The sequence below is a fragment of the Niabella sp. ZPM-14 genome (genome assembly GCF_055693045.2).
The window spans coordinates 4,300,514-4,313,120 of record NZ_CM181148.1 but is presented as its reverse complement, the minus strand read 5'-3'; the positions used below and the strand labels follow the sequence as shown (position 1 = coordinate 4,313,120).

10 protein-coding genes are annotated in these 12,607 nt (G+C 46.9%); 6 read left to right on the top strand and 4 right to left on the bottom strand.

The genetic code is table 11. From position 1 onward, the window contains the following. The first annotated feature begins 8 nt into the window (after window positions 1–8). The 5 genes from prmA to ACU37H_RS18360 all read left to right on the top strand — a co-directional run bounded on the left by prmA (window position 9) and on the right by ACU37H_RS18360 (window position 4,118). Window positions 9–824 (top strand): 50S ribosomal protein L11 methyltransferase, encoded by an 816-nt coding sequence (gene prmA, locus ACU37H_RS18380; protein WP_472704344.1) that lies wholly within the window; start codon window positions 9–11, stop codon window positions 822–824. Between the two features lie 316 nt (window positions 825–1,140). Further along, window positions 1,141–1,797 carry a glycerol-3-phosphate 1-O-acyltransferase PlsY gene (gene plsY, locus ACU37H_RS18375; RefSeq protein WP_472704345.1) on the top strand — a complete coding sequence of 219 codons (657 nt, stop codon included), beginning with the start codon at window positions 1,141–1,143 and terminating at the stop codon, window positions 1,795–1,797. A 199-nt stretch (window positions 1,798–1,996) separates the two neighbouring features. Beyond that, window positions 1,997–2,812, top strand: a complete 816-nt coding sequence (locus tag ACU37H_RS18370) for a M48 family metallopeptidase (protein ID WP_472704347.1) — start codon at window positions 1,997–1,999, stop codon at window positions 2,810–2,812. A gap of 182 nt (window positions 2,813–2,994) precedes the next feature. Further along, complete coding sequence (locus tag ACU37H_RS18365; protein ID WP_472704349.1) at window positions 2,995–3,435, top strand: hypothetical protein; 441 nt, start codon at window positions 2,995–2,997, stop codon at window positions 3,433–3,435. A gap of 98 nt (window positions 3,436–3,533) precedes the next feature. After that, window positions 3,534–4,118, top strand: a complete 585-nt coding sequence (locus ACU37H_RS18360; RefSeq protein WP_472704351.1) for a hypothetical protein — start codon at window positions 3,534–3,536, stop codon at window positions 4,116–4,118. Between the two features lie 61 nt (window positions 4,119–4,179). On the opposite strand, the gene ACU37H_RS18355 is transcribed toward ACU37H_RS18360, so the two are convergent. The 3 genes from ACU37H_RS18355 to ACU37H_RS18345 all read right to left on the bottom strand — a co-directional run bounded on the left by ACU37H_RS18355 (window position 4,180) and on the right by ACU37H_RS18345 (window position 9,601). Next, the gene (locus ACU37H_RS18355; protein WP_472704353.1) at window positions 4,180–6,171 is read right to left on the bottom strand and encodes a menaquinone biosynthesis decarboxylase; all 1,992 of its coding nucleotides are present in this window, start codon (window positions 6,169–6,171) and stop codon (window positions 4,180–4,182) included. 181 nt (window positions 6,172–6,352) lie between these two features. Then, a complete protein-coding gene (locus ACU37H_RS18350; protein ID WP_472704355.1) occupies window positions 6,353–8,818 on the bottom strand; it encodes a mechanosensitive ion channel family protein in 2,466 nt (821 codons plus the stop codon). A gap of 18 nt (window positions 8,819–8,836) precedes the next feature. Beyond that, a complete protein-coding gene (locus ACU37H_RS18345; RefSeq protein WP_472704357.1) occupies window positions 8,837–9,601 on the bottom strand; it encodes an SIMPL domain-containing protein in 765 nt (254 codons plus the stop codon). 205 nt (window positions 9,602–9,806) lie between these two features. On the opposite strand from ACU37H_RS18345, the gene ACU37H_RS18340 reads away from it, so the two are divergent. Beyond that, window positions 9,807–10,937: a PepSY-associated TM helix domain-containing protein gene (locus ACU37H_RS18340; protein ID WP_472704359.1), complete on the top strand. Its 1,131-nt coding sequence runs from the start codon at window positions 9,807–9,809 to the stop codon at window positions 10,935–10,937. Window positions 10,938–11,404: 467 nt separating this feature from the next. On the opposite strand, the gene dnaJ is transcribed toward ACU37H_RS18340, so the two are convergent. Next, window positions 11,405–12,571: a molecular chaperone DnaJ gene (gene dnaJ, locus ACU37H_RS18335; RefSeq protein ID WP_472704361.1), complete on the bottom strand. Its 1,167-nt coding sequence runs from the start codon at window positions 12,569–12,571 to the stop codon at window positions 11,405–11,407. Window positions 12,572–12,607 lie beyond the last annotated feature (36 nt).

Below are 12,607 nucleotides of genomic sequence, written 5' to 3'. Positions count from 1 at the left end.
ACTAATTCATGCACATAGAAATATTATTTGAGCCGCTGGCGGACGAATTGAAGGATATTGTCATTGCACGGCTCCACGAACAGGCGGAAGGATTTGAAGAAACCGAGGGAGGATTGAAGGCGATCTTCCTGCCTGAACAATATGATGAAGCGGAAATCAAAGACCTTGCTGCGGCTCTTGACCTCTCTTTCAGCCGGCAGGACATCGCAGCTCAAAACTGGAATGCCTTATGGGAATCTAATTTCAACCCGGTGCTGGTCCACCGGTTTGTGGGCATCCGGGCAGACTTTCATGAACCTTTCCAGGAGGTGGAACATGAGATCGTTATCACTCCGAAGATGAGCTTTGGCACCGGGCATCATGCGACTACCTACCTGATGATTCAGCAAATGCAGGCCATCGACTTCAGCGAAAAGCATGTTTTTGATTTTGGTACAGGCACCGGCGTACTGGCGATACTGGCTGCCAAGCTGGGTGCCGCAGGGGTGGTGGCCAACGACATCGATGAATGGAGCATTATAAATGCCCGGGAGAATTTTGAACGCAACGGTATCAGCAATATATCGTTGATACAGTCTGACTCGGGACAAATGAATGAGCTGTTTGATATCATCCTCGCAAACATCAACCGGAATGTATTGGTCGATAATATGTCCACCCTGTCGCAACAACTGCGGCCGGGAGGATTGCTGTTGCTGAGTGGTATTTTAGAAGAAGACCAGGAGATCATCGAAACAACGGCCCGGACGCAGGAGCTGCAACCGATCGCACAAACCTCGAGAAATAAATGGATGTGCCTGATGTTGAAGCGGCAAAATCGTTAAGACATTACGTGTGCTAAATTCTTAATACCTCCGCATTTTCACTTTACACAGACCTTGTCCTTTTTTAAAAATATGGCAGATATCCAGATTTATACTATCTTTAAATACAATTGATAATAAACGGTTGCGCCGCGATCTGCTGAGACATAAGTGCGTTTTTTCACTTTCGGCCATATATTTGCAGTCCATGAGATAACGGTAGCCTTCCGTATGCATACGATTGAAGGTTATTTTTTTGTAGATTTTTTATCAGTATTTTGAAACACGATCACTTATATTTGGTATTCAGAATACGCTTTATATAACGGTTATTATAATGCAGGAAATCTTATTAGTTTTATGTGCTTATTGCCTGGGCAGTATCCCAACATCCGTTTGGGTGAGCCGTGGATTTTTTGGCATTGATATCCGCGACTACGGAAGCGGCAATGCAGGCGCGACTAATACGTTCAGAATATTAGGACCTCGCTGGGGCTCTTTTGTAATGATATGCGACGTGCTGAAAGGATTCTTAGCCGTTAAGCTGGCAGGACTTCTGCCTGCTTCTGATTTCAGCTCGGACATCGCTTTCCTGAATATGCAACTGATCTTAGGAATAGCTGCGGTGATCGGACATATTTTCCCGGTCTGGGCTGATTTCAAAGGAGGCAAAGGCGTAGCTACTTTATTCGGACTCGTTATCGGTATATCTCCCTGGACGGCACTGGCCTGCTCCGGGGTCTTTTTATTAGTATTGTATCTGACCAGGTTTGTGTCGCTGAGCTCCATTCTCGCCAGCATCGCTTTTCCTGTATTTATATTAGTAATTTTCAACGTGGACAACCACTTCTATCGCGTATTTGCTGTGGCTGTGGCGTTGCTGGTATTGCTTACGCATCAGAAAAACATCGGCCGCATTATAAAAGGCGGAGAGAACAAGGTTCCGATCTTTAAAAACAGGGACAAGAGAAGACAAAAAGATCAAAACCCATAACGGTCTTCCAATAACCACTCCCTCTCGTTCAGTCTGATCATTACCTTTCCGGCAAGGACGGATAAATACTTTCTGATCAGCCAACTTTGCAGCCGCTCCTCAACGTCTCTTCCTGCGAAAGGTGTGTAATTTTACCTGAGTTTGGTACAAAGATTGCACATACAGGTTGACATTATCGGTTAAACTAAATGCCAAAACAATGATAAAAAAAATTTGCAGCCTGATAGCGGTTGCAGCCATCACAGTTTCCTGTTCCACAAATGCTGTTACAGGCAGAAGCCAGTTTAAGCTGCTTCCGGAATCCCAGTTACAGCAAATGGCCGTGGGAGAATATCAATCCTTTTTATCGAGCAATAAAGTAGTACAGCCCTCCTCCAACAACCGCGATGCAGAGATGGTGAATCGTGTCGGTCAGCGCATTGTGGCCGCCGTTACGCAATTCTTCAGGCAAAACAATATGTCGCAGGAGCTGCAGGGATACCAGTGGGAGACCAAGCTGGTACAAAGCAACGAGGCGAATGCCTGGTGTATGCCAGGTGGCAAGATCGTGGTATATACCGGTCTGTTGCCGATCACTCAAAACGAAGCCGCGCTGGCAAATGTGATGGGGCATGAAGTGTCGCATGCACTGTTTGGCCACACCAATGAAAGGATGAGCCAAACGATCGCTGCGCAATACGGTGGCAGCATCCTGGATGCGTTTATGGCAAATAAGAGCTCGGCTGGCATGCGCCAGATATTCGGTACAGCCGTCGGCCTGGGTTCACAGGTAGGAATATTAGCGTTTGGCCGGAAGCAAGAGCTGGAAGCTGACCGGTACGGTATGATCTGGGCGGCGATGGCAGGATATAACCCGCAAGAGGCTATCGGGCTCTGGCAGCGCATGCAGGCCAAAGCAGGTGGTGGCAGAACGCCAGAATTCCTGAGCACGCACCCCGGACCTGAAAGACGTATCGAACAGCTGCAAAAGTACATGCCGGAGGCGATGAAATACTACAAGCCGATGAGTAAGTAGAAAACATATAAATATATATTTTTATTTAAAAGTCATTGATAATTAATTATCAATGACTTTTTTGTTAAATCTACCCTTTATTAGCCCGATTTGGGTTACCTTTGCAAAACCTTTTCGAGGCTTGTAAATATTTAACCAGGTCGTAACACATCTGGTATTTTTTAATAAATCCCACAAGTTGTATGATTCAAACAGTTTTTGAAAAATTACAGTACGCAGACGAAAAGAATCTTTTAATTCAAGGCTTACCTTCTTCTATTGAAAAACAATTCAGCAAGCTTTCATTCGCAAAAAACATGACACCATTATTAAGATCAAGAAAACTTGACTTTGCCTTGGTATTTGCCGTTAATGAAAATCAGCTGAATGGTATTTTGAATGATGTGATGCCTTCATTAAAAGAGGACACTAAGTTCTGGGTTGCGTATCCTAAAACTACTTCTAAGATCGTTACCGATCTTAATCGTGATCGAAGCTGGAACAAATTGACCGACGATGGGTTCGCCAGCATTGACAATGTTGAGTTAGACCACGTATGGACAGCTACAAGATTTGAACGGAACAAAGTGGAAAGAAGTGCAGCAGCGCCCACTGAAAGAAAAAGAACGGCGCAGCTGGCATAACATGTTAGCAGATGACTTTTGTATAGAACCCGGTTTAGCACCGGGTTTTTTATTTGCGGCATAGTTATTGCAAATGCTCCCCTATTAAACTATAATTTATGAAAAAAATTTTCTTTCTAGCTACAGCATTTTGTCTGGCAGGAATTGTTGCTAATGCGCAAACACAAAAGGGTTATTATCTGATCGGCGGTACCATCGGTAAAATAGGCGGTACATTCCAGGGCGGAGGCTCAGAATTCAACTTTAACCTATCGCCTAAAGCAGCATGGTTTGTTCAGGATAGACTTGCTGTCGGAGGATTAGTGGAGCTTGATTTGCGTTCTGTTAAAGACGGTGGCACCACTGTTGATTATGCGGTTGGCCCGTTAGCACGTTACTACTTTACCAAAAGCGAAGTAGGTGATTTGGTAAGACATACCACTTTCTTTGCTGAAGCAAATGCGGGTATAGGTGGTAGAAACGTATCTAAAGGTGGGGGATCCACAAATGGTTTTGTTGCAGGTATCGGACCAGGTCTGGCTTACTTCATCAACGAAAACATCGCCTTGGAAGCCTTGGCAAAATTAGATTTAAAAACAGGGTTTGGTAGTTCTGCTGCAGCCTTTTCGCCCAATATTGGCGTAGGTTTCCAGATATATCTGCCCGGTTCTAAGCTGAAATCTATCAGGAACGAAGTAAAATAATTTACCACGACATTATCCTATGAGCAACTTAAAAGCCGGTTCAAATGAACCGGCTTATTTTTTAGCCCGGATCAGCTACCGCTTTTTCGCCGTACATCTGATCTTTATATTTTAATGAGGGGGAAGGGATAAATGCTCCGATCTGCAGGTCGCTCCATTTAGCGTCTACTGAAGCGATCGTCGCATCATCAGCCACGATAATATTGGGCCAGTCTCTTTCAAATCCATCAAAATCTTTTGTTTTGATTGTGCCATCCAACCCCAACACCGCGTGATACTTACCTTCGCCTGTATCTTTCCGATACAGGAAATGATCTCTTTTCGGATCGAGATTGTTGCAAAAGCGCCATAAAGCCGTGGGCAAATCAAGGGCGTTGACCGTATGCTCTACGTATAGGATCAGCTTCACGCCATCCACGTACCCCGCTGCACAGATAGCATTGTGCAGTTCGCTGATATGCCCTTTACGGTTCTTTTCTACTGACAAGATCAGGCACGAAATATCATTTTTCAGAAGGGCCGCGTTTAAAAATTTGATTTCGGGAAAGGCTGTTCTCATCTCCTCTTCGGCGACAGCTCCCGGTGTGGGCAGGTTGGCATAGCGGTCATCCCTCTCTTCATCAAATTTGAAGGTGCCGTCAATACAAAGCTTGCCGCCAAACCCGAGCTTGCTACAGCTGTGATCCAGCACGTCCATCGGCCCCTGCGAGAAATACACATCGGTCGCGGGATTCAGATGACTGAATACATCCCGGGCCAGCTTCAGGTAATCACTCAGTTTATAAGGCTCCTTAGCTCCACCTTCATGAGCGGCATTAGGCGCAGCCGATAACACCAGGATCTTGTTGAACATCATCTGCCCGGCGCCCCACATGGCGTTCATCACTTTTTGCCCCTGCCCTGCGTATTCCTTCTCGATCTGTGTAATAACCAGGTTATGGAAAACCCCTTCCACAGGCATTTCCATGTCTTTGATCTCGGGAACGAGCGTCATTTTGATGGGCGCGAGAAAGATACGCTCCGTCGCCTTACCCAGCCAGGCATCTTCCTGGGGCGGGATGCCTACGATCGTCGCGGGGTAAACGGCCCCTTTCTTGTGTGTGATGGCGGTGATGTGAAACTTTGGATACCAGTCCGGCAACGAGTAGTACCCGGTATGGTCTCCGAAGGGTCCTTCCCAGAGCATCTCGTCGTTAGGATCCACATATCCTTCAATGACAAAGTCGGCATCGGCCGGCACTTCAATTTCCGGCTGCGTAATACACTTTACCAATTCCACTTTTTTCTTTCTCAGGAAACCGGCCAGCATGTACTCATCGACATTTTCAGGCAGTGGTGCAGTCGCCGAATAGGCATAGGCCGGATCACCTCCCAATGCAACCGCCACGGGCATTCTTTTCCCCAGCTTTTTATATTCGTTAAAATGCTTTGCAGATACCTTGTGCTTATGCCAGTGCATCGCCGTGAGTTGAGGACCAAAGACCTGCATGCGATACATTCCCACGTTGCGGATGCCGCTATTCGGCTCTTTCGTGTGAATCACCGGCAAGGTCACGAACGGCCCACCATCCTGCGGCCAACAGGTAATGACGGGGAGCTTCCCCATGTCGGGCAAACCTCCCCATGGCTCGCCGGAGGATAAAGGCTTTTCTGTCAGGATCACCTGCTGACATTCTCCCCTGCCCTTCCTGACTTTGGGCATCCAGGAAGCAAACTCTCCCAGCTTAGGCAACAATTTTAATTTATCGAGGATATTTTCTTTAGGTGAAGACAGTAACTTGAACAGCGCCTCAATATCTGCGGCCACATCGTTCAGCTCCTGAACACCTAAGGCCATACACATCCGCTTTTCACTTCCGTAGGCGTTCATCAACACTGGAAATTCATACCCGGTGTTCTCGAACAATAAAGCCTTTCCTCCGCCGGGTTCCTTGCTGATGCGGTCTGTGATCTCTGCGATTTCCAGGTGTGGATTCACGTAGGTTTTGATCCGTAGCAACTCCCCTTCCCGCTCCAACGCTTTTATAAATTCCTGCTGATTTCTGTAAGCCATATATCTGAAAAAAATTGTATGAGATACGCAATAAATATCCGTCAAACATACAACAAACTTAAATTCCGGAGGTTTATAGAGCAGGTAAACATTTTATTATTCCTGGCGGAAATTTATAGAATGAGCGGCAGCTCCCAACGGCTAAAAAGGAAGGTTGCCGATCCCAACTCAGATGCTGATATTATTGCTGAGCTTTTCCTGGATTTTGCGCTGCATTCAGTTGGCTGATAAGATCCGGGGTAAAAACCGGTATTTCGATATGAGCTTCTCTGAACGTTTTGTCAATCGTGGTAATGATCTCGCTAACTGCCGAAGCCCCCTCAGATGGATGTTCTACCCAAAAGATCAGGTCAAAGTCGATAGAACGGTCGCCAAACCTTTGCACGAAAGCCACAGGAGCAGGAGCTTTCAATATTCTTTCATTGTCAACGGCGATCTGTTCTAACAGCGACCGTACCTGCTCCAGGTCAGATCCGTAAGCGACTCCAACCTGGACGGACAATCTTTTGATGTTTTTAGAAAGTGACCAGTTGACCATATGTTGGTTGAGCAGATCGCCATTAGGTACGATCAAGTCCGAGCCATCCGCGAGCGTAATAATACTGCTTCTGAACCCGATTGACTTCATGGTCCCCGACCTTCCGCTCACTTCAATAACGTCTCCCACATTTACCGGCCGTTCAAAAGCAATGATCAACCCGCTCACCAGGTTGGTGACAAGGCCCTGTAACCCGAGGCCTATTCCTACGCCTAACGCACCCAGTACAATGGTGATTTTATCAAGCGGCAGGCCCGAAGCAGCAAACGCAAGAAATAGTCCGATGCAGATAATAAAAATTCTAAGTAACAAAATCCAGCTTCCGTGAGCCCCGGTTTTATATTTCGGATTGGTACTGCCATATATTTCCATGGGCTCTGCACTGAAGAAAGAGATGATCCGCGAGATCATCACAGAACAATAGGCGATCACGATAAACAGCACAATGCCATTGATAGAAAAACTGTAGCTGCCCAATGCCCTTTCTTCGTGCAAAAAATCCTGCCAATAGCCTCCAAGCCGTTTGAGCGCATAAAAGTCTTTGCCGGAAATGATCACCCAGCCCACCATCAGCAAGGCGTTGAAAATAAAGGGAGCTTTGGCGCCTAGTCTTTTAAAGTTGATATAAAACAATCGTCGGCCATCATACTGGTAAACTTCCGAAGATAATGCCAGGGCTTCATTCAGGAGTCTGACTACCCAGATAAAGAGAACGCCCATGAATAAACTTATATAGCCCGTTATTAAAAGAGCTTTTGATAGATTATACCATCCGCCGACATTGGCGATGATCGACAAGAGCTCTACGAACACCATGATCCGGATAAACAGAAGCACCTTTTTTTCTTTCAGCTCTTCATGCCGGCCATTGATCAATATATGCAAGCCATACCCTATTCCTGAAAGTGATAACACGAGCATCAGCCATCGTTCGGGCCTCGAAGACTGCAACACAAAATTTCCGGAACAGGCCAAAAGGAAGAAAGCGCTGATCACCCACAGAAGCCGGTTCCAATAGGGAGAGATAAACTGCCGCAGTATCAGGATTAAACTGATAACGGCCATGATCCAGAGTATGATATGAAATATAAAGGGAGAATTAATAAATGCGAACTGGTAAATAGCCGTTCCGATCGCCAATGCCGAAATAAACGGCTTCCGGATCACCAGAAAGCCCGCCGGCACCCTTCTGTTCTCACATTTCTTTTGCAGGGAATGAATCCATACATACAGCAGAAGAATAAAAAGAAAAAAGACAAAAATGTTCCCTTCATTTTCTTTCAGATAAAATTTAAGTGCCAGCCATTCCTTCTGGAATGAAAAACGGATGATCTCGCTTATTGGCCGGTGGGCGATCGCGGGTACCCAAAGAGGGGAAAACTCGGGTCTTACCCTGAAGCGAGCGAGGTCGTTCCGGTACTTTTCAATCTCATCGCGGGATGATTCCAGCATGAATAACAGGTAATCGACTTCGGCCTGAATTTTATAGGCGGCGCTAAGTTGTGTGTTCAGCTCATTATCTGCCGGATCTCCCTGCAAGGCCATCACCCTCAATTGTGCTATATATTCTGCGAGGGCCAGTGAATCTTTAGGAAAGTTGTAGATGGCCGCCACACTTAGAGTGGAGTCGATATTGTTCCTGAAACCCATCAGTGCTTCGACATGCTGATGGACCTGTTCTTTATGATCGGATAAACCTTTAATAAGCTGGGCGAGGATCACAGAAGAAACCGAAAGGTTTCTGTCCGTCTGCGCCGCGCCTTTGTTTACAAATATCCCTTCTTTCGCAATATCAAATGAATATCGAATCGATTCAAGCTCGTTGGCTATATCAGCAACGTTAGCGCTGTTCTTCAAATAAAGCTTGGCGCTCTGCACCGTGGTGGACAGGTATTCAAGGGCTTTCCGCTGCAGGGCAGCCACTTTCCCCCGCTGATACATTTCTGTATTTTTACTTTTTTCCCGTTCACCCGCGGCCAGCAAACGCTCCATCAGGGTCGAGTCTGCCTGCAACTTCTGAATCACAGAGTCGACAGGCTGTATACCAGCAGCCTTACCTGAAAGAAAAGAAAGCAGGCAGGACGTGATGAAAATGATCATCAAACGCATATCTAAGTTAGTTTTCTACTATTCTACAGCACATTCAAGATTTACTGTAATGCTGGCCGTTTTGTTTTTAGACGAAGTGTTGAACGCTCCGCCGTAGCTGTAGTCCTCGTTGCTGTTCTTACCGGTTATCTGGAAAATACCCATATTCACCTTGCTTACAGTGCCAACGTGACCTCCGGTGTTCTCAGCGATGATATCAGCACGTTTGCGTGCGTCTTCAGCCGCCTTTGCCAATAGATCCAGTTTTAAATCAGAAAGTTTTGTATAAAAATATAATGGTTCGGGCGAATTTAGTTCAATGCCCGTTTGAATCAACTCGGTGATCTCTCTTGACAAGGATTCGACTTTAGCAATATCGCCGGATTCTACCTTAACCGTTTGAGACAGGTTGTAGCCCTCAAATTCATTGCCTGCATATTTGCCGTCTTCCGAATATTTTGTCCGGAATCGCCGGTCTATTTTAACTGCAGAAAAAATAATCTCAGAAGATCGGATACCCTTCCGGGTAAGATAACTTTTGATGTTGCTTTCGTCGCTTTTCAGTTGTGCATAGGCTGTCTTCAGATCATAATTGTCACGGCTATAACTCCCGTTCCATACGATCAGGTCACTGACAAAATCCACACCCGCACTTCCCGTTACCCGTATCGTCTGCGCCCTCTTGAACTTGTATTTATAGGCCCCCGCTACCACAAAAGCTCCGACCACCAACGCTACGGCAATAAGTGCCAGCCCTAACAAAGTCAAGTCAGTATATCGTTTTTTTGATGGAAGGGTGTTCATGAGTTGTCGTTTTAAGGAGCACTGTTCCGATGCTTCTGCCAAAGATAAATGAATACAAGATGGATACAAAAAGCGTTTCTGTCCGCCGAATCCGCTTTTAAACATTGTAAAAGCGGGATATATCCCTGTTCTAATAAATAATTTCCGCATTTCGAAAATGATTTTTCCCGGTGGCCAGTAGCTTCGCCTGGAACTCGAAAATTATATGACCTTCAAAAAAACAATTGGAACACTACATCTGTGGCTGGGCCTGGCGTCTGGCATTGTCGTGTTGTGGCTGGGTATCACCGGCTGCATCCTCGCGTTTGAGAGAGAGATCACCCGGGTTTCGCAGCCCTACCGCTTCGTGGAACAGACCGGGACCTCCTACCTTCCGCCAACGGTGTTGAAAGATTCGGTGGATCGATATCTGAACGGAAAAGAAACGGTTTCGATCGAATATCTTGGAACGAAAGATGCGGCGCTCGCTTATTACTACGACGACAGCGTGTACTACCAGATATTCGTGAACCCTTACACCGGGCAGGTGCAGAAAGTTAAGAACATGGACGACGATTTTTTCCGGACCATGCTGATGGGCCATTACGAATTATGGCTGGGAGAGCCGGGCAGGATGATTATTTCTTCGGCGACCCTCATCTTTCTGATCATGATGATCACCGGTATCATCCTGTGGTGGCCCAAAAACAAATCAGCCGCTAAACAGCGGTTTAAATTTAAGTGGAAACCCACCACCCAATGGCGCCGGAAAAATTACGACATACATAACGTCCTGGGCTTTTACATGACCTGGATCGCTATTTTCCTGGCGATTACCGGTCTGGTGATGGGATTTGAATGGTTTTCCAAGTCCGTTTATTTTGTGACGTCCGCGGGCAAAACAATGCCGCCTCACGTGCACCCACTTTCAGACAGTACACTGGCGGGAACCGTCGACCGACAAAAAATGGTAAACACCGTATGGCTGAACCTGATGCAGCAAAAGAAAGCCGATAATAAAGTGGGAATTGTATTTCCTCACAATGATGCGGACGCGTTAGAGGGATACGTCAACCACAACCTGGACTCCTATTTCAACGCGGATTTTTATCATTATGATCAGTTCACCGGGAAGGAATTGCCGACAGAAGGCGTGTATGCAGGCAAGTTTACCGACGCTCCTTTGTCAGACAAGATCATGCGAATGAATTATGATATTCATGTCGGCGCGGTTTTAGGTTTGCCCGGAAAGATTCTGGCGTTTTTTGCCAGCCTCATTGCAGCCAGTTTGCCGGTGACCGGATTCATGATCTGGCGCGGGCGCAAAAGAAAGATCAGGAAAAGTAATCCGGCGTAGCCATTCAATACAATCGCCAGCAACGCAAAATAACAGTAGCAGAACTGTCCCCGCGAGGATTTTCATGCTTTAACCTGGGTCCCCGACGTATCCGGTCAGGTTCGGAACGTATCGGCACGGGTTCCGGAGCGATGCGCACTATTGTTATAATCCTTCGTTGCGGTTCCCTTTCTATTCGAACCGGTTTCCCCTCTATATCATGAAGTGTCAGACTCCGCATTACCAGTCTCCGACCTTAAAATACAGGTTCCGGACGGCAAAATATAGGTAATATCGCCTGTCAGAACCTGTTCCGGAATGGTTCGTATGATTCCGCAACCTGGCAGGACCATTCCGACACCCCCGATCTCATTTTCCAGCAGGTACAGACATAAAGAAGCCCGGCACGATTCAGTTGTGCCGGGCTTCTTACTAAACTATTGTTGTATTAAGGTAAAACTGTCTGCCAGGATGCGTTTAACGCAACATTAGCTAAATAAATCTTTTACTTTATCGAAAAAGCTTTTTTCCGTTTTTTCAGGATGAGGCTTCATATTGGGCGATTCGGAAAGTTTTTCCAGCAGCGCCTTCTCTTCTTCGTTCAGATCCTGAGGTGTCCAGACACTTACATGGATCAGCTGATCGCCTTTTTCATAGCTGGAATGTACGTTCGGGAACCCCTTGCCTTTCAGACGGAAGATCTTGCCGCTTTGCGTTCCCTGGGGAATCTTGATCTTGGCGCGTCCGTCAATTGTCGGAACTTCCGCATTGATCCCGAAGACCGCATCGGTGAAGGAAATATGCAGATCATACACGACATTTAATCCTTCGCGCTGCAGTTCTGCGTGCGTTTCTTCTTCTATCAGTACAATCAGGTCGCCCGGTGCGCCGCCGCGCTCGCCTGCATTCCCTCTTCCACCCACACTGAGCTGCATGCCCGCCTGAACGCCGGCAGGCACATCAATCGTGATGGTTTCCTCGCCATAAACGCGTCCGCTTCCTTTACAATTGGAACATTTTGCAGTGATCGTAGTACCTTCTCCGTTACAGTCGGCACAGGTGGTCACCGTTTGCATCTGTCCCAGGAAGGTGTTTTGCACTTTTCTCACCTGGCCGCTTCCCTGGCAGGTACGGCAGGTTTGTACGCTGCCTTTATCTTTTGCGCCGTTTCCGCCGCAGGTCGTACAAGTCGTGTATTTTTTTACCTTGATATTTTTCGTAACACCTTTAGCAATCTCTTCGTAAGTCAGTTTCAATTTTACGCGCAGGTTGCTGCCGCGTACGCCCCTGGCTCTTTGTCCGCCGCTGCGGCCTCTGCCGCCGCCGCCAAAAAAGCTACCAAAAATGTCATCTCCAAATACATCTCCGAACTGGCTGAAAATATCGTCCATGTTCATGCCACCGCCGCCAAATCCGCCACGACCCGCACCGCTCAACCCGGCATGCCCAAACCGGTCGTATTGCGCTCGTTTATCCGTATCGCTCAGCACTTCGTAGGCCTCAGCGGCCTCCTTAAACTTTTCCTCGGCCGACTTATCCCCCGGATTCCTATCCGGGTGAAACTGCATGGCTACCTTGCGGTACGCCTTCTTGATTTCCTCAGCAGACGCGGTTTTGGACACCCCCAATATTTCGTAAAAATCTCTCTTTGACATCTATTATAATTTGAAATAAAATTTCTTAACACCTGA